The sequence below is a fragment of the Neobacillus sp. B4I6 genome (assembly GCF_050434045.1).
GTDB lineage: Bacteria > Bacillota > Bacilli > Bacillales > Cytobacillaceae > Neobacillus.
In genome coordinates this window covers 2,479,363-2,496,764 of record NZ_JBNPWB010000002.1, presented here as the reverse complement: position 1 = coordinate 2,496,764, position 17,402 = coordinate 2,479,363, and the positions used below count along the sequence as shown (strand labels likewise).

General features: G+C 37.0%; 17 protein-coding genes, 1 other RNA gene and 2 pseudogenes. 18 read left to right on the top strand and 2 right to left on the bottom strand.

The window, feature by feature from the left end; translation table 11 throughout:
• Positions 1–345 precede the first annotated feature (345 nt).
• The 10 genes from QF028_RS14325 to QF028_RS14280 all read left to right on the top strand — a co-directional run bounded on the left by QF028_RS14325 (position 346) and on the right by QF028_RS14280 (position 11,999).
• Positions 346–1,323 (top strand): catechol 2,3-dioxygenase, encoded by a 978-nt coding sequence (locus QF028_RS14325; RefSeq protein ID WP_429466372.1) that lies wholly within the window; start codon positions 346–348, stop codon positions 1,321–1,323.
• Between the two features lie 127 nt (positions 1,324–1,450).
• On the top strand, positions 1,451–2,269 hold the full coding sequence (locus tag QF028_RS14320) for an alpha/beta fold hydrolase (RefSeq protein WP_429466370.1): 819 nt from the start codon (positions 1,451–1,453) through the stop codon (positions 2,267–2,269).
• Positions 2,270–2,378: 109 nt separating this feature from the next.
• Complete coding sequence (locus QF028_RS14315) at positions 2,379–2,843, top strand: flavin reductase family protein (RefSeq protein WP_429466368.1); 465 nt, start codon at positions 2,379–2,381, stop codon at positions 2,841–2,843.
• Positions 2,844–2,878: 35 nt separating this feature from the next.
• On the top strand, positions 2,879–3,724 hold the full coding sequence (locus tag QF028_RS14310) for an FAD synthetase family protein (RefSeq protein WP_429466366.1): 846 nt from the start codon (positions 2,879–2,881) through the stop codon (positions 3,722–3,724).
• 41 nt (positions 3,725–3,765) lie between these two features.
• Positions 3,766–4,542: a 2-keto-4-pentenoate hydratase gene (locus QF028_RS14305; RefSeq protein WP_429466364.1), complete on the top strand. Its 777-nt coding sequence runs from the start codon at positions 3,766–3,768 to the stop codon at positions 4,540–4,542.
• Between the two features lie 531 nt (positions 4,543–5,073).
• Positions 5,074–6,396 (top strand): DUF2399 domain-containing protein, encoded by a 1,323-nt coding sequence (locus QF028_RS14300; protein WP_429466362.1) that lies wholly within the window; start codon positions 5,074–5,076, stop codon positions 6,394–6,396.
• Positions 6,372–7,796 (top strand): hypothetical protein, encoded by a 1,425-nt coding sequence (locus QF028_RS14295; protein ID WP_429466360.1) that lies wholly within the window; start codon positions 6,372–6,374, stop codon positions 7,794–7,796. The genes QF028_RS14300 and QF028_RS14295 overlap by 25 nt, the downstream gene beginning before the upstream one ends.
• A gap of 1 nt (position 7,797) precedes the next feature.
• The gene (locus QF028_RS14290) at positions 7,798–8,472 is read left to right on the top strand and encodes a hypothetical protein (protein WP_429472339.1); all 675 of its coding nucleotides are present in this window, start codon (positions 7,798–7,800) and stop codon (positions 8,470–8,472) included.
• Positions 8,469–11,675 (top strand): chromosome segregation protein SMC, encoded by a 3,207-nt coding sequence (locus QF028_RS14285; RefSeq protein WP_429466358.1) that lies wholly within the window; start codon positions 8,469–8,471, stop codon positions 11,673–11,675. Before QF028_RS14290 ends, QF028_RS14285 begins: the two co-directional genes overlap by 4 nt.
• A 192-nt stretch (positions 11,676–11,867) precedes the next feature.
• Complete coding sequence (locus QF028_RS14280) at positions 11,868–11,999, top strand: hypothetical protein (RefSeq protein WP_429466356.1); 132 nt, start codon at positions 11,868–11,870, stop codon at positions 11,997–11,999.
• Positions 12,000–12,098: 99 nt separating this feature from the next.
• Here the strand turns inward: QF028_RS14280 and rnpB are convergent.
• An RNA gene (rnpB, locus tag QF028_RS14275) (RNase P RNA component class B) lies at positions 12,099–12,484 on the bottom strand.
• 522 nt (positions 12,485–13,006) lie between these two features.
• On the opposite strand from rnpB, the gene spxA reads away from it, so the two are divergent.
• The 4 genes and pseudogenes from spxA to QF028_RS14255 all read left to right on the top strand — a co-directional run bounded on the left by spxA (position 13,007) and on the right by QF028_RS14255 (position 14,336).
• Complete coding sequence (spxA, locus tag QF028_RS14270; protein WP_429466354.1) at positions 13,007–13,402, top strand: transcriptional regulator SpxA; 396 nt, start codon at positions 13,007–13,009, stop codon at positions 13,400–13,402.
• Between the two features lie 97 nt (positions 13,403–13,499).
• Positions 13,500–13,634 carry a BA3454 family stress response protein gene (locus QF028_RS14265; protein ID WP_429466352.1) on the top strand — a complete coding sequence of 45 codons (135 nt, stop codon included), beginning with the start codon at positions 13,500–13,502 and terminating at the stop codon, positions 13,632–13,634.
• 179 nt (positions 13,635–13,813) lie between these two features.
• Positions 13,814–13,898, top strand: a pseudogene (locus tag QF028_RS14260) (transcriptional regulator); the annotation flags it as partial.
• Between the two features lie 102 nt (positions 13,899–14,000).
• A complete protein-coding gene (locus QF028_RS14255; RefSeq protein WP_429466350.1) occupies positions 14,001–14,336 on the top strand; it encodes an IDEAL domain-containing protein in 336 nt (111 codons plus the stop codon).
• Between the two features lie 295 nt (positions 14,337–14,631).
• On the opposite strand, the gene QF028_RS14250 is transcribed toward QF028_RS14255, so the two are convergent.
• On the bottom strand, positions 14,632–15,003 hold the full coding sequence (locus QF028_RS14250; protein ID WP_429466348.1) for a VOC family protein: 372 nt from the start codon (positions 15,001–15,003) through the stop codon (positions 14,632–14,634).
• A 170-nt stretch (positions 15,004–15,173) separates the two neighbouring features.
• Between QF028_RS14250 and QF028_RS14245 the strand changes: the two genes are divergently transcribed.
• From QF028_RS14245 to QF028_RS14230, 4 genes and pseudogenes are all read left to right on the top strand, one after another.
• A complete protein-coding gene (locus QF028_RS14245; RefSeq protein WP_429466346.1) occupies positions 15,174–15,344 on the top strand; it encodes a hypothetical protein in 171 nt (56 codons plus the stop codon).
• 137 nt (positions 15,345–15,481) lie between these two features.
• Entirely contained in the window at positions 15,482–15,697 is a 216-nt protein-coding gene (locus QF028_RS14240) for a DNA-binding protein (protein WP_429466344.1), read from the top strand.
• A gap of 255 nt (positions 15,698–15,952) precedes the next feature.
• A pseudogene (locus QF028_RS14235) lies at positions 15,953–16,664 on the top strand (2OG-Fe(II) oxygenase).
• Positions 16,665–16,752: 88 nt separating this feature from the next.
• Entirely contained in the window at positions 16,753–17,373 is a 621-nt protein-coding gene (locus tag QF028_RS14230) for a bifunctional transcriptional activator/DNA repair enzyme AdaA (protein ID WP_429466342.1), read from the top strand.
• Positions 17,374–17,402 lie beyond the last annotated feature (29 nt).

Below are 17,402 nucleotides of genomic sequence, written 5' to 3'. Positions count from 1 at the left end.
CTAAAGCGAGGGGTTTCATAAAGAATACCGCTTAAGTGGCATTGTCTTTATGTGGGTGACCACAAAACCCGCTAATACATCTGGTCTTTATAAAAGACCTTCAGCTTTACTTTATCAAAGCCTATTTGATTCAAACGTGTCATGGCTTTTTAATGGCTTGAACATTTTACGTGGCATAGCTCTTTTACATGCCACAACCTTCTATGTTCAGTTTTCAAAGAACAAATGTTCCTATTTTTTAGTTTATTTCAAATCGATTAAAAGGTCAAGTGATATGCTTATATCCCCATCCCTTAAGTCAGGGGTATTACGCACAGTATGATAAAACTTTGGAGGGAATGTGAAATGATGAAAGAACCTATTTTTGATGTGGCACACCTGGCACATATTGAAATTTATAGTCCTAAAGTAGAAGAGTCTGTTTGGTTTTTTAAAGAAATTTTAGGGATGGAAGAATCGCACCGTCAAGGTGATTCTGTTTATATGCGTGCTTACGAGGATTTTTATCATCATACATTGATTATTACGAAAAATGATGAAGCGGGTCTTGGGCATGTGGCATGGCGTGCCACTTCACCCCAAGCTCTAGAGCGTCGTGTACGAGAAATTGAAGCGACAGGTTATGGTTTGGGTTGGATTAATGGTGATGTCGGTCATGGACCAGCCTATCAATTTACCACACCAGATGGACATAAAATGGAAATTATTTGGGAGGTTGAATATTTCAAAGCGAATGAGGAACAAGCTACACCACTCTTAAACCGTCCACAAAGGCGTCCACGTCGCGGTGTGCCAGTACGTCGATTAGACCATGTGAATGTCCTGGCGAGCGAAACAAATAAAAACGTTGAGTTTTTAGAAAATGCACTTGGATTTAAAGTGCGCGAACGTATTCTAAATGATGATAATACAGATGTAGCAGCATGGTTAAGTTCTAACTCATTAGTGCACGAAGTTGCCATCATGGGAGACGCATTAGCTGAAAAAGGAAGATTACATCATATTTGCTACTGGTACGGCTATCCTCAACATTTAATGGATGTAAGTGAATTATTGGTGGAGCATGGGTTTAAAATTGAAGCTGGTCCTGGCAAGCACGGTGTCTCTCAGGCATACTTCCTATATGTGATCGAACCTGGGGGCAATCGTGTTGAATTATTCGGTGACACGGGTTATCAAATTTTTGACCCAGCCTGGAAAACGGTTGAATGGAAAGGGAAAGATTTAGAGCATGCAATTATTTGGTACGGCTCTAATTTACCACAGGAGTTCTTTGAATATGGAACACCAGTGAAGCAAAAGGCAGTTGCACCAATAAAATAAATGCTGGTGAATAGTTAAAGGTGAGCTTTTCCAATGTACAAGCTCACCAAGTATGGAATGTAAAAGCGAGAGGAAGCTTTCAATAGTTTCCTCTATCTTTAATAATAGATGGAAGGAGCAATGCGTTATGACAATTACCTCAAAATATATGGATGTGAATGGGATTAACACACACTATCATGAGGAAGGGAGAGGAGCAGAAAAAATTATATTAATTCATGGGTCAGGGCCAGGCGTATCTGCCTTTGCAAACTGGCGCTTAATTATCCCATGCTTAAGTGAATCCTATCATGTATTTGCACCAGATATGATTGGTTTTGGCAAAACAGATAAACTCCCCAATCATCAATATACCGTTGAATTGTGGGTACAACATTTAATTAGCTTTATTGAATCGGTGTCGGATCAGCCTGTGTACCTAGTCGGTAACTCAATGGGCGGAGCATTAGCGCTTCATGTTGCCTATCAAAGACCGGACCTTGTGAAAAAATTAATTTTAATGGGTAGTGTTGGCATCAAGTACCAAATTTCAGAAGGGTTAGAACGTGTTTGGGGGTACGAGCCAAGTTTGGAGTCCATGCGAGAATTAATTGAATTATTCTCGTACGATGAAAAAGCAGCGAAAAACGAAGAATTAGTTCGTCTTCGCTATGAAGCTAGCATTCAACCAGATGTAAAAGAAGCATTCTCGGCAATGTTCCCAGAGCCGCGCCAACAAAAGCTCGACGAATTGGCGTTAACCGATGAACAAATTCAAAGTATTAAAGTACAAACACTATTATTCCATGGCTTGAATGACAAGGTTATCCCCATTGCAGACACAAGCTATCGTCTTATTGAATTGCTTCCGCATGCAGAACTACATGTATTTAATGAGTGCGGGCATTGGACACAGATCGAAAAAACCGAGCCGTTCGTGGAGAATATTTTAAGATTTATTAAATGATGAATCTCATAAAGATGAGCCCTAACGCGTGATGGAGGATTTCGAAAAGTAAAGTGGGTAATTTCAATATTCCTACTATTATAAAAATAATCTTGGGAGGTTTATAGAAATGGATGATCGTCAATTTCGAACGGCAATGGGAAAATTCGCAACAGGGGTAAACGTGATTACGACAGAACTTGATGGAGATGTACATGGTATGACGGCAAATGCCTTCATGTCTGTATCCCTTGATCCAAAACTTGTTGTCATTTCTATTGGAGAAAGGGCGAAAATTTTAAATAAAATCAAGGAAAGCAAGATCTTTACGGTGAATATTTTGGCTTCGGATCAACAGGAGCTATCGATGATTTTTGCGGGACAAATCAAGGAACCTCGTGAAGTTGTTTTTGATCGTCTAGATGGCAAACCAGTGTTAGCAGGCGCGATCGTACAGGTGGCTTGCGAAGTATCCGCGGAGCATGTTGAAGGAGATCACACTTTGTTTATTGGAAAAGTAACCGATATTCATCTGGAAGAGAAGGAACCGCTTGTGTTCTTTAACGGAAAATATCGTGCAATTGCAGAAGTATAAGCTGACTTCATTTTTGGAACATGAAAGGAGACTGGATGGAAACGATCTATTTAAGTAAGGAAAATTTGGCTGCTTATCAGGAAATGGCAAGCTCAAATGTTATGGCAATTGGATGTTTTGACGGTCTCCATCATGGGCATGTAAAAGTGATTCAAACTGCATGGCAGGAAGCAAAGGAAAGACAAGTCTCACTGTCAGTAATGAGTTTCTTTCCTCACCCGAAAACGGTCATCGGGGGAAAGGTATGTATTCACTATTTAATGCCGCAGTCCGAAAAAGAAAAGAAGCTTAGTGGACTAGGTGTTGATACTTTTTACCTTGTGGAGTTTGATAAAGACTTTGCAGGGTTGTCACCTCAGGCATTTGTTAAGGAATACCTGATCAATCTGGGTGTTATTCATGCAGTAGCAGGATATGACTTTTCGTATGGCAGCCTTGGTGCAGGGAATATGGATACATTGAAACAAGATTCCGGAGACCGGGTGGATGTAACTACGGTCGACAAGGTGGAGTACAAAGGGGAAAAAATCAGTTCGACTCGTATCAGACAACAACTGTTAAATGGGAATGTCGAGGAGCTGCCCTATCTTATCGGGCACTCTTACGAATTAAAATGCGAAGGCGCTGGATCGGTTTTAATTCCATATTCGCACTATACACTCCCTGCTCCTGGAAGATATGATGTGACATTGAAGAATAAGATCAAATCTTTGCAGACCGAAGTGATGGTAAACGAGAAAAGAGTAACGCTTACTAATATAGATCAGATTCCATCATGGCTCGAAGGAAGCTTGACCATCGTCTGGAATCAGCGGATGAAGGCTGAAAAGGTTCAAACGGGGGAAAAGGATCATACTTTTTGTCGTCCCTTATTTGTATAGATAAAAAATAAACCCATTATAAATAGAAAGAAGGGTTAAAAGTGGCTCAAATTGTAGAAGCCTATAAGCATTTACTTCAAGCTGAAAAATACAAAAAGTCTGTTGCCCCACTTACGGATTTGTATCCTGATATCACTATTCATGATGCTTACCGAGTTCAAATGGAAAGTATTGATCAGAAGGTGAAGGATGGCCAAAAAATCGTTGGGAAAAAGATCGGGTTAACTTCGTTTGCGATGCAGGAGCTATTAGGAGTCGATCAGCCCGATTACGGTCATTTATTGGATGGTATGGATATTCCGAATGGTGGCAGTATTCCAATGGAAACGCTTTTTAACCCTAAGGTAGAGGCCGAGCTTGCTTTTGTGTTGAAAAAAGATTTGATAGGGCCAGCTGTTACAGTGGAAGACGTCCTAGAAGCAACAGAATATATTGTTCCTTCTATTGAGATTGTTGACAGCCGTATTACTGATTGGAAAATTAAATTAGAAGATACGATTGCGGATAATGCTTCTTGTGGACTGTTCACCTTAGGCGGTCAAAGGTTCGATCCAAATGGAATAGATTTAACGAAAATCGAAATGAGTCTTTATAAAAATGGTCAGTTCATGAATAAAGGGACAGGGGCTGATGTGTTAGGTCACCCAGCAACATGTGTTGCATGGCTGGCAAATAAACTTACAGAATACGATGTTACTTTAAAAGCTGGGGAAGTCATTTTATCTGGAGCCCTATCGGCGGCTGTTGTAGCTCAAAAGGGAGATGTCTTTACAGCTGAGTTTAGCCAGTTAGGAAAAGTTGAGGTATCTTTTGGTTAAGTTACGAATGGTTATTTTTTACATAACTGCTAAACATAATGCCGGTGCGGCAGAATTGTCAGAAGCGCACGAATCAAAATCTTGTTCCTCTGGAATTTCGGTTCGACCCAGACAACTGGTATCAGATTGTCTCAGAAAAGATTATTATGAAAACTGTCAGTACCCTGAATGGTTACTGGCACTTTTTATGTTCTAGAAGGCATTATGGTTGGTGCGCACTCGTTAATGATAGTCTAATGAACATAAATATATTAATTAAAATTGCTACCAATAAGATCATAACTATTTTTATAAGCTATATAATACTAACGGTTATATTCTAAGAAATCCTCTGAAAGTTTGTCTTCTTTCACCTCTACCACTTCAACTGTTTCTTGTATTTCCTCTGTCAGCAAAATTTCTTTATCATCTCATCATAAGAGTCAATTGTTGCACTTGTAAACTTGTCAATCTCGATTTCATAATATTTACAATCACCATGACTCTATTACTTTGATAAAATAGAGTTAACTAAATGGATGGAGAAAGCCTATGATAAATCAAGAAGAATTGAGTTATATAAATACCTATCTATTAAAAAGTGGAGAGCGAATCGACTTCACCAACAAGTCAACAAGTGGTGATTCTTTTTTTGAATTAAAAATAATTAAGCAGACTGAAAGAACGTTTCGAGTTGTAGGTTTATTAATAATTGCTGCCCATGAGAAAAAAGAAGAGTCAGCCATTGTCGCCGATGAATTGTTAAGTATAGCCTTTACACCAAAGAAAAAAGTTTCACTAAATGAGCATGAAAAAAACACAATGGAATGGTTTAACCAAGGTTTTATTCTAAAGGAAATTCGGTTTAAAAAGGATGGAAAAACCCCAGATGTGATACATTATCGAATGAGCTATTGGTTGTATAAATACCAACAGAACCAAATCCGAGCAAAAGAATTTAAAATAGAAAAAGAGTTTAGCAGTTGGAAGGGGATGGCACAATCTCTAGTTCAAATTTCCAAAGCTGATATTTCCAATAAGCGGGATAAAGGGTACCATTCATGTCTATCGATTGTAAATGAGATTTGTCAACAAAGCTCCTTCGAACTTAAAGAAATGCCACACTTTCCTTCTGGATGGTCTGTATCAAAGAGAATAAAATTCCTCCATTTTATTTTAGCATTTTTACACATTTGTTTTCACAAAAATGAATTTGACTGGAAGGAAATCGGTGCTAGTTATTATAAAGAAATTGGAGGTTCAAAGGAATTCGATCAGTATAAAGACGTGTATATCAACCAATTAGAGGAATGGACAAATTGTCCAGCCGCACGGTTAGGAATGACGAGTCTTGGAAAAATCACTCCTCTATATTTTTCTGGACAAATAACGGGACTTTTCTCGGACTATCGTTACGGACCCGTTCATTCCCTAACAGACCTATCAATCGCCGAAGAGGAATATACGACAAATTCAACTACTCTATGGCTTGTTGAAAATAGAGCGATTTTAACTAGATTGGCAGCTGCCAAGAATTTTCTTGAAGAAACAGATTCCCTGGTTGTATGTATTGATGGACACCTCAGGTCCTCTCATAAGAATTGTATTCAACAGCTTTTAACAAACGGAATGATTCAGCAGGTTTTGATATGGAGTGATTACGACCTAGATGGGTTCCAAATAGCAAAAGAAGTGTATCTGACGGTTTCGGAAAAATATAACGGTATCATTAAGTGGATTACACACACCAAAGAGGTCCTTGAAAACCTGCAGGATTATGAGGCATATATGCAGATGTTACTGAAAGACAGAAAAATTGAGCAGGAACAGGTTTTAGGAGGTGCAAATGAATGGAAAAAGTGGATAAAACATTAATTTCAATTTTTAAGGTAAATGATTCCAATCCCGAAGTTCACCAGTCGATGAGAGACATTGCCTCCTTATCGGGTGTCTTAAGTGAATTAGGATCACAAAACGCCTTTCAATCACCTGCAGAAATTCTACGTTTTCTTAAGATTATTCAATTGATAAATGAGGAAGCTTTAGGGTTAGATGATCCAATTGAAAATGCTGAAATGGTTTATTTTCGTTATCGGAACCGCTATAACGACCCTGAACCGCTGTCAAAGAAAAAAGTAGAGCAAATTGTCAATGTCCTTGTTAAATATAACTGGATTTCTAAACAATCCAGGCAGCTGAAAATGCGTGATGTTGGGAAACGGATGATGGATGCCTTGATCCGTTTGGCTAATGATTCGTTGGCCTACTATATGCAAGACGATATTGGCCGTTCACTCTTTCAAGCAAGACGAGATGCTGAATTGAGTGAAGCATATGATGACAATGGAATTTCTGGTGGAAATAAAATTGCTAGTATGATTCGTAACGTTGAGAATGCGATTCAAATCATGAAAGAACGTGAGCTTGAATTGTTGGCAGATCGAAATGCACTCCCACAGTTAGAAGTGATTCACCAGTTAATGGAAGAGTTAGAAGTCAAATTACAGGAACGGTTTAGATTGTTTCAAACAGTTGAAGATAGTTTAGTTCTATCAAATCTAATGCAAAAGGGTACCGCAGTACTTGCTGAAGGGACAAATTTAAGCTTAGGAATGATTAATAAATACCTGAGATTCACTCATATGCAAAAAACACCATTGTCCTCTACAATTCAGCCAGAAAAGATCCGTGCTTTTATTATCCAAATGTACGATCCTCCACTGGATTCCGATGTACCAAATGTTTATCAATTATTTAGTTTCATGGAACAAGGACAACATGAGGATGAAGCTATAGATGGTTTGTGGATGCCGATAAAGTTCGCAGCACCAATTGCCCCTGCAGCCATAGATGAGGCCATTCACTATCTAGAAACATATGAACCGTTAGCAATTCCAATTGAGGAAATTGAAGATGATCTTGAATATAGAACTGAAGTTATTTCTGAGGAAGATATGGAAGAGTTACTGGGAGAAACTCAATGGAAGCTGACGAAGTCAATGATTGAAACTGAAGCGATTGAATCCTATTTAATCGAACATGATGAAACACCAATGGAACAACTGGTCATTGAGGCTACTTCCACACAGTGGAGTGATGCTGTTAATGCCATTACAGCAGTTGCAGCTTTAGTCGGAAACAAAAAAATAACCGTAACAAAGCCGACAGAAAGGGTAGAAATACCAAAATATGAACGAAAATGGGAGTGGATGAATCGTGACGATGGATCCAACATTATCAGAAAACGAAACAAGAAAGAAAAACAACCAGAGTGAAATGATAGATGGTAGAAACGAAGTCAATGTGAATCCACTAAATGTGATGCAATCTTTAAAGGGCTTTTTAACAGAAGAAGAGGAATTGACCTTTATGAATATTCTGTTTTCTTCCTCAGCATCCATTCGATCTGGAAACTTTGGTCTTTCTAGAAAAGAGGTGGAAAAGCTGCTCCATATCCAAGGAAACGATGAGAAATTCTTCTCTTTTCTAACTAGGGTAAACCAAGCAATTAACCGATATATCAAAGTGATTTATGATGAACGACGTGACCAAGTAATCATCATGATGAGAGTCCCGGCAAGAGCTGCACGGAATACCTTAACAAAGGAAAGCTTGTCCATCTTACTATATATGTTTTATCAACAGGAAGTTCTACAACATGAATTTACTTTATTTGATCAACTTTTAAATGCCTTTGGTCACGAAACGACTAAGGCGAATCAGCGACTATTGTTAAATATTGACCCACTTAAAAAAATTGGTGCCATAGAAGAATACGATACAAACTCTCAAGAAAAAGCCTACCAACTCACCGCCATTGGTGTTCATATGTTTACAGACTCTTTCTTAAGGCGGACGGCTGAGTTTAGTCAATCTAATCAGCTGAATAAAGAAGAAGTGTTAAAGTTTTTCAAACGATATAATCTCTATCAAAAGGGTGATGAAGAATGATTCCATGGAGACTTACCTTTTCAGGTATCCGTGACTACCCACCAACTCTATTAGATTTATCAGGAGAGAATGACCATGTCATGATTACCGGACCAAATGGTGCCGGGAAGTCCACGATTACTTTTTGTATGGGGGCTGTTTTATATTCTTCGAAAGTTGATGTGGAAGGATTAAAGTCCCGTAATTTACCGACTGACCTGACATGGAAAGCTAGAATTTCCTTATTGTTCAAAAATGAAGGCTGGATGAAAATTGATGCCCCTACTTTTGTGGAATTCAGTTTGAAAATTATCCAGGACCCAGGCCAGCCTATAAAAAAGGAGTTTCTTATTTCTACTGGTGATAATATCGATGAATGGGAAGAAAGCATTAAGTATTCATCAGGGGATAGGTTCTATAACTTCACCGCCTTTAAAAGGGATCTTCAATATAAATACAAAGTTGATCCCGATCTCTTCTATTTGATATGGTACCAACAAGAGGTGAACCAATTCGCTGTCATGAATCCTGAGGAGCGGTTCCGGATTTTTAGTGAAATGCATGGTATTGATCAAGTGCAGCGTGATTGGGAAGAAAGTATGGAGAAGGTAAAAGACACAGAGGAATCTCTCCGAATAGCCGAGTCGAATGTAAAGCTTATGAAAACTGAACTCTCTATGAAAAAGTCTGCATTAGATCGATTTTTGGATAACCAAAAGCGACTATTTGAAGGTGGAAGGCTTTATGCTGAATCCCTATTTCAGTTAGAAGCGCATTATAAGCAGGAAATTGAAGGATTAGAAGATTTGGTTTTGACTCTAGAAGAGGAGATTGCTGAAGAAAAGGATAATATCTCTGTTAATAAAGGCTTAAAAGAACACACGATGGAACAATTAGCTATTTCTAAAGCAGAGTACCAACAAATAGAATTAGAGATTAATCAACAAGAACAAAAGCAGGAAAAAATAACTGAGGAAATTAAACAGTTACAAGCTCGGATTCAAGAACTTGACCAAGAATTAGAATCCATTACAAAAAGACAAAATCAATTAACGAGAACAGAAGAAGAAGTAAAAATAGCACTAAAGAAGCTTTTAGAAGAGCAAGAAAAAACAGATGCTGAATTTATGCACAACCAAGAGCAATTGAGTGATACAAATAATGCTTGGCAAAAGAAGGTAGAATTAGTTACGAGTATCCAACAAGAGATTGAACGGGATGAAAAATTAGAAAAAGTTCATGATGAAAGATTACTACAATATAAAAGCAGTCATGCTGTACATGAAAAGATTCGTTTTCTTGAAGCAAGAGTCACTTCTAATAAAGAAATCTATTTCTCTGATACACAAAAGCTAAAAGTTTTAAAAGAGGAATTAATGCTGCTAAAGGAGAATCGGGATTTATCATTACGGCAAGTAGAGTCAATGAAATTTTTTTCTTCTCAGAAAGTAAAGGCTTTTGCTCTTCGGGAACTGCTAGAGTTAGATGCGACTTCACAACTAAAAGATGAACAATTATACGATGCAATAAAATATACCATCTTTTTCAATGGAAAAGATGTCATACCTCCAAACGATCTCTATCATGTACCGCTAATGAAGGTGGTTCCTGACCGAGTATTGACAAAGTTGCCGGCTCTGCACTTACAAGTTAAGGAAGGGTTAGATGAGGAAGTTCTAACTTATGCGATGAAAGCACTTTGGTGGGTGGAGCAATTTTTTAAACAAAGTTCTTTTTCAATCAGGAATGGAATTTTGATTGATCCAATGGGAATACGTGGCCCACAGGAAAAAGAACGTTATATTTTGAGTGTAAAAGCTTTAAAAATCCGCAAACTGGAAGTGGAGAAGCTTGTAAGGGACCTTTCTCAAAATCTTTCTCAATTGGATGAGCAAATCACTGCTGATACAAAGATTTTTCAAGAGCTTAATAGTATTATTCATCAAGTCAAAGAATCTGAAGCGTTTATGACGAATGAACATGAAAGAATAGTAAGGAAAAAGAAGTTTGAAGATGAATCACATCTAAAAGATATAATAAATGAAAGCATCAAAGAAATGGGTCAAGAAAAAGATCGTTTGATGAGGCTGCAAATACAACAAGAGAATTTGAAAAAGGTATTAATCGACGAAGCAAAAATATATGAAGAACTCGGAAGAATGAAAGATAAGTATGAAGAACGGAATCGATTGCAAAATCAGTTGGGGCAAGAAAAAGAGAACCTTAAAAATCAGAAGAAGCAGCTTGAAGCACATAATGAAAATATTGATCAATTAGAAAGAAATATTAATAGAACAGAACGGGGTCTTAGAAATCTAAATGATGTACTTGAGGATGCCGGGCGAAAGATTTCAAGCATTGAAAAACAAAAGAAGAATTACTTTGACGACAAGGAAACTTGCCAATCCGAATTTGTGAAAATAATTAAGGAATTGGTAGATGTACAAAGGCTAATATCCGAAATATACGATGAATCTGCCAAAGGTAGTGTAACTGAGTCTTTCCTATCTGAATCACAATTAAAGAAAAATCGTGAAAACGGTAAAATTATTTTTGATAATGCCCGCCAGGAAGCGGATATAGACCCGGCTGCCCAGGAAAATTATGATACTGTAAAATCGGAATATGAACGATTGGATAATGAATATAAACGGACGAAAGTACTCCTTGATCAGGATAAAGAAAGAACAGAAAATCTTAAGGATCAATTGGAAACAACGATTAATATGCGTGTTCTTGAGCTTCAGCAGCGGTTTAAATTCTATATGAGTCAGTTCCAATTTGAAGGGGAAATAAGTTGGGAGCCATATGAAGACAGAAGACGTCGGACACATTTTAATTTGTATATCAAGGCTCGGAAAGAAGGTCATCGAGGTGCCTTGGAAGATGTGAGTATTAAAGCGCGCGGAGGTAGAGTTGGTAAAGGGGTATCGGGTGGTGAGGAATCTTTAAGTTCCCTATTATTTGCCCTCTCACTTCTACAAAACCTCCAGACGACACCTGGATTTATTGTCCTTGATGAGTTTGATAGTGCTTTAGACGAACACCGGAAAGTAAAAGTGTTTGATTTATATGTTAGCGAACTAAAACGAAAGCTCATTATTCTCACTCCGAAATCACATGAAGAGACGTATTTAGATCGATTTTCGAAGGCATTTATTGTCCAACATGATCCAACTGTTCCTAAAAGTAAAGTAGTTGGTATTGTCAAAACAATGTCTTAAAGTAAGTATTATTGTAATATCCAATTAGGTTTTTGAGACGTCTAGCTGACATTCTATTATGAATGTCGGTTATTTTTTAATTAACTTTTCCTTTTGATTTTAGTTTATCAGTTACAGGAGTAGAATATTAAAATGAGAACGACTAGTAATGGCTTTTTATTTGGAAGTGGAGGATATTAATGGGAAGACTGATTGTCGACAGAGAGTGGTGCGAATTTATCTGAAGAATTAGCTAACAAACATAACGTCCAAGTGGTCCCAATGCACGGAATCGAAGATGGGCAGGATTATTTAGACAGTTCGTTAACAGTAAGAGATATTTAAAACTAGTATAGGCTAGACTTTTCTTATGTGTAATTATAAGGAATGGAACAATCGAAGGGAATAATATCCCTACCAGTTGATGAATTCGGCGCATGAAATGGCTGTAAGCCAGGTTCTGTTCCTGCGTGCTCAAGCGATGCCAATCTCGCACAACAGGTGTAATCATATGACTATCAGTCTAGAAGACCGATCCATCCCTTTGGTTCATTATTCCCGCAGGATGGTGCCCCTACCAAAGTTTGGGTTGCTCGCTCGTGGGGTTTACCCGTTCCATTTCTTCTGTTTCCAGAAGAATTCGTCACTGTGGCACTTTCAGGTTACTCTCAGCATATCCTTGAGGACTTAGCATGATTTCTCCGCCGTCAGCAGAAACGAAGTCTGCTGCCCACCTTTGCAGATGGCACGAACACTCCGGGCATCTCAGCACCGGGCGAGCCTGGACTTTCCTCAACTCATGTAAACATGAGCCGCGATTACTCACCATTTCATGTTTGTTTGCTCATCGACTACGATAAGAAATATATCATAAAAGAAATGAAATGGTCATTAGGATGCTAGCTCCAGTGGTGGAATATTTAGGAATTTTATTAAATGCAGGTAACTTTTTAACCTCCTTTTTAATATAGCTTCATTTTAATCTATTTCCTTTATAACAGTCTCATCGGAGGATCCCAACAAGACAATTGTTCTTTTGAAGTGCCCATCACTTCTTTATTTTTAACAAAGCCACTTTTTATTTCTGCTTTTGGTTCTTCGCCAAAAGCAGAAATTGGGCAGTTTTTTTCACAAATGGGCGGGATTATGAGTCAAAACCTTAGCGAATCGGTGTTACATAGATATGAAAAACATAGAATTTCGGATCTGTAAGGGGTTTATCATAAATTCAAACCAAAACTTTACAATTGACAAAATGAACTGTATCGATTAAATTTACAGTATAGTAACTGTAAGATTTTTTATTACATTTAAATATACTTGCTAAAATACACGAAGGAGAGTGTAAAAGTATGGTGATTGTGTATACGACACCGAGTTGTGGTTCTTGCCGAAAAGCGAAAGCTTGGCTTGAAGAGCATCAAATTGAGTATATGGAAAGAAACATCTTATCTCAGCCCTTTACAGTCGATGAGATTAAATCGATTCTTCGCATGACAGAAGAGGGGACGAGCGAGATTATTTTAACGAATTCGAAGGCGTTCCAAGAATTAAACGTAAATATTGAATCTCTTCCGCTTAATGAATTGTATAAATTAATAATAGAGCATCCCAAAATGGTGCGCCGGCCAATTATTTTGGACGAAAAAAGATTACAGGTTGGATATAACGAGGACGAAATTCGTAGTTTTCTGCCCCGTAAGATTCGAAACTATTTGTACACCGAATTGCATAAAGAGGCCAATTAAAATGAAATAATAAGGGCTAAATGCTTAGTCTTTACAGTTAAAATTAAAACCTTAATATATTTATTTTATATATGTTTTTTAAAAGGAGGAAAAACTGATGTTTGAAGTTTTTGTGACAGTAAATTATAAAAATCGGAATTACCATACCAATGTCATAGCGGAAAAAGATATGCCATGGGAAAAAATTAAACGGATCGCAGAAGAGCAAGTCAAAAAACATTGGGACATTTAAATAAAACGGCTATCCACGGACTTAGAAAAGCTAAATTCTTGACTAGCCAATCTGTAATGCTTATTAGTATACTACGTAATTAATTTTAAAAAAGATGCAGACAATACATGAAAGAGTAAAAAAAGTGAGAAGTTTTATTGCTAAGGAGGCAAGAACATGAATAGTATTTTACTCTTGCCATTCATAGTTTATCTTTTCTTGCGCTGCAGCCGGACCGAATGTCAACAAGCGATGCCATTTCTGAAAGTGCTGGCGTCCAGAACTGCAGATTTTTTAAAGTAAAATGTAATAAAAAAAATTACAGATCAATTAATGCTGGCATATCTTAGGATAAAACGCAAAAAAATTAAGAAGGTGAAAAAAACTATGTTCTCCAATAATAATACGATTTTAAAAACAGGTGATTGGATTAAGGCAGATTCACCTCAGGGCGAATTAATCATTGGTTATATTGAATCACTGTCAAGTATAGAAGGTATAGTGAAGGTAACCGTTGTTACAAGTGACAATAATCAAACGTTTGGCAAAACAATACCTATTTTAAGTAAACGGGTGAAGAAACTGCCTGTTTCTAATGTAACCAACAAGGCACAAATTGAATTTCTCCTAGACTTGGCATTATCAACAGGGGATAAGGAATGGTTTTTGGCGCTTTCTGCGGAATTAAACGCGATGAAGCAGCTAGTTAATGGAGTACATTAAAACTACACATTGAATTCCGTTTGGTTTGAATTTTGATAAAAGGGATATCCAATGTTTCTAGGAAAGGGTTAGTCCAAATAGTTCAACAAAAAGGTGCATTTAAACCAGAAACGGATTAATGCACCTTTTTTACATAAGCATTTGCTTAAAGGTGTTACCTATTTCATGAAAAACTAATACACGTAATCTCCTAATTTGTCAGATTAAATTTCGGAACAAACAAGTAACAAAAAGGATAAACGTATTTTAGCAGCAAATGCATTTAACTGACTTTCGGCCGTTATTTCCTCTTTTTTCACCGATGCTGATCGACAAGAATTTGATTCCCGTCTGGATCTTCAATGATAAAATGTGCTGGTCCCTCATTTGTTTCAGTTGCTTCAGTCAGCATTTTTATCCCTTCAGCAGTAAGTTGTTTTTGAATGTCTCGAATGTCCGTAAACGATTCGAGATTTTCGGCATTTTCATTCCATCCTGGATTAAAGGTCAGAATGTTTTTTTCAAACATTCCTTGGAATAACCCAATGATGCAATTTTCATTCTTCATAATAAGCCAATTTTGACTAATTTCACCACCAAAAGCCTGAAAACCCAGTTTTTCGTAGAATAACTTGGATTGATGAATGTCCTTTACGTTTAAACTTACAGAAAAAGCACCTAGTTTCATATTTTCTCCTCCATTTATTTTTACTATAAATGAGTGCTTTGAAATTCACAACATTTACCATATTATTAAAGAAGAAGTGGTTTATTTCTCGTGCCAAACAAAAATAAAATGTGCAAAAGTAAACTTTAATAAACGTTAAAAATATAAATAATAGATGGGAGAGGAGTACAGTGAATACATTTAAAGAGAGAAGAAAAGCCCGAAGAGACAAGAGAAAAGAAGAAGGAAAGGAATCCATATGGTGGGAATTCCTTGATATCTTTTTGGATATAGTAGAATTAATCGGACCAAGTCTTATTCGGTCTATTCGGTCAGCCATTAAATTCCTGGAACATCATTAATATGATTATTTAAGGGATTGTATTGGATGTGTGAAAATTGATACCTTAGTTCTTTATTTATATGTTTAGTTTTTTATATTACTGAGAAACGAAGTAAAAAAATAAGGACTTAGTTCATCAATAATGAAGGAGGAAATATGGACAATTTCAATATTGTACCACAAGAAAATGATTTCCCCAATATTGGTAAACCTGCTACAAGAGCTCTTATCAATGCTGGCTACTATAAACTTGATCAATTGACAAAGGTAACAGAGTCAGAAATATTGAAGTTACATGGTGTTGGACCGAAGGCGGTGAGAATACTGAATGAAGCACTTAAAGGTAAACAATTATCATTTGCTGGAAAATAGACAAGCTCTTAACTCTGTTTCCTAAAGAGTCCAGAGCTTGTTTATAGTTTGAAATGCCCCATCCAGAGAAAGCATCCCTTCCCTATAACTTACCGAAGAATGGACCTAAGACTGTTTATTTAACCAATCAAAGTCCACAGGAACCGTCACCATGGCCCTTTGTTATCTTGCTATTACATTCTAAACACCTTATTTTTTTCTATTTATTAGGCTATAGTGTAAGTCATCAAGAAAGCTAAATAGGAGGCGATAAAAATGGTCCAAGATATAAAAACACGTGTAAAAAGTTTAAATTGGGATTCAATTCAAAACGAATTAGATGAGCAAGGGTTTGCAAAGCTTCCAGCAATTTTATCAGAAGAGGAATGCGACTTCTTCATGAAACTTTATAGTAAGGAAGAGTCATACAGAACGACAATCAATATGACGAGATTTCGCTTTGGGAATGGGGAGTATAAATATTTTTCCTATCCATTACCTGAAATCATTCAAAGTTTAAGAGAGTCCTTTTTCCAGAGTTGGCCAAAACAGCAAATCGATGGTTGGGTTATTTAAAGAAACCAGAACAGTTTCCAGATCATCTTCAAGAATTTTTAAGAACATGTGAAGAATATGAACAAACTAGACCGACACCCCTAATTTTAAAGTATGAGACAGGCGGCTTTAATTGTTTGCACCAAGATTTATATGGCGATGTATTTTTCCCATTTCAAGTAGTATTTGTATTAAATCAACGGGATAAAGACTATACGGGTGGAGAGTCCTTATTAGTTGAACAAATTCCTCGTGCTCAGAGCAGGGGGCATGTGATTACTTTAGAACAAGGCAGTGCTCTAATCTTTCCTAGTAACCATAGACCTGCTCTTGGTAAAAAGGGTATTACAAAAATACGGTTCGTCACGGAGTAAGTACGGTTACTTCTGGAGAACGATACGGTCTTGGAATCATTTTTCATGATTCAAAATAAATATTAAATTTTAATAACTTGCTATTTCATTCCTAGAATTGTACATTCTGAATTTATAGGGGGTATATTGAAAGGAAAGGTGAGATAAATGACGGATCGTATCAATAATGAATTACAAGAGAGTGAAGAACATGGAATTTTGACTGACGTGGACATGATGACAAATGAAAAGTGGCAAGCAATTATAGACAATGATGCTTCGTACAATAATCAATTTTTCTATGCTGTAAAGACCACAGGAATCTTCTGTAAACCATCTTGCAAATCTCGCATTCCAAAAAAAGAAAATGTACGTATTTTTTTAAACGCAGAACAAGCTCTCCGTGCAAATTTTCGCCCTTGTAAACGTTGCAAGCCTACTAATGAGAGATTGCCTGATAGTGAGTGGGTGGCACTTATCACTGAATACATTGATAAAAATTTTATAGAAAAATTAACTCTAGAAACATTAGCAAATATTGCTCACGGGAGTCCCTATCATTTGCATCGAACGTTTAAAAAAATTAAAGGCATCACACCAGTTGAATATATCCAACAGGTTAGATTAAAAGCTGCTAAAGAGTATTTGATTCACACAAATAAAGCGATTGCGGATCTCGCCATATGCGTAGGTATGTCTAACGCGTCCTATTTTATTACTTTATTTAAAAAGAAAACCGGACATACACCAGCACAATTTCGTCAAATGAGTAAAATGGAGGAAATGTAAAAGGGAATCAAAGAATGAACCAACTCTTT

Excerpts from the sequence above, each read along its gene's own strand:
- QF028_RS14265 (WP_429466352.1), top strand. The coding sequence starts at position 13,500 with ATGTTTGAAGTTTTTGTGACAGTAAATTATAAAAATCGGAATTACCAT.
- QF028_RS14315 (WP_429466368.1), top strand. The coding sequence starts at position 2,379 with ATGGATGATCGTCAATTTCGAACGGCAATGGGAAAATTCGCAACAGGG.
- QF028_RS14310 (WP_429466366.1), top strand. The coding sequence starts at position 2,879 with ATGGAAACGATCTATTTAAGTAAGGAAAATTTGGCTGCTTATCAGGAA.
- QF028_RS14290 (WP_429472339.1), top strand. The coding sequence starts at position 7,798 with ATGATAGATGGTAGAAACGAAGTCAATGTGAATCCACTAAATGTGATG.
- QF028_RS14250 (WP_429466348.1), bottom strand. The coding sequence starts at position 15,003 with ATGAAACTAGGTGCTTTTTCTGTAAGTTTAAACGTAAAGGACATTCAT.
- QF028_RS14295 (WP_429466360.1), top strand. The coding sequence starts at position 6,372 with ATGGAAAAAGTGGATAAAACATTAATTTCAATTTTTAAGGTAAATGAT.
- QF028_RS14240 (WP_429466344.1), top strand. The coding sequence starts at position 15,482 with ATGGACAATTTCAATATTGTACCACAAGAAAATGATTTCCCCAATATT.
- QF028_RS14230 (WP_429466342.1), top strand. The coding sequence starts at position 16,753 with ATGACGGATCGTATCAATAATGAATTACAAGAGAGTGAAGAACATGGA.
- QF028_RS14320 (WP_429466370.1), top strand. The coding sequence starts at position 1,451 with ATGACAATTACCTCAAAATATATGGATGTGAATGGGATTAACACACAC.
- QF028_RS14325 (WP_429466372.1), top strand. The coding sequence starts at position 346 with ATGATGAAAGAACCTATTTTTGATGTGGCACACCTGGCACATATTGAA.
- QF028_RS14285 (WP_429466358.1), top strand. The coding sequence starts at position 8,469 with ATGATTCCATGGAGACTTACCTTTTCAGGTATCCGTGACTACCCACCA.
- QF028_RS14300 (WP_429466362.1), top strand. The coding sequence starts at position 5,074 with ATGATAAATCAAGAAGAATTGAGTTATATAAATACCTATCTATTAAAA.
- spxA (WP_429466354.1), top strand. The coding sequence starts at position 13,007 with ATGGTGATTGTGTATACGACACCGAGTTGTGGTTCTTGCCGAAAAGCG.
- QF028_RS14255 (WP_429466350.1), top strand. The coding sequence starts at position 14,001 with ATGTTCTCCAATAATAATACGATTTTAAAAACAGGTGATTGGATTAAG.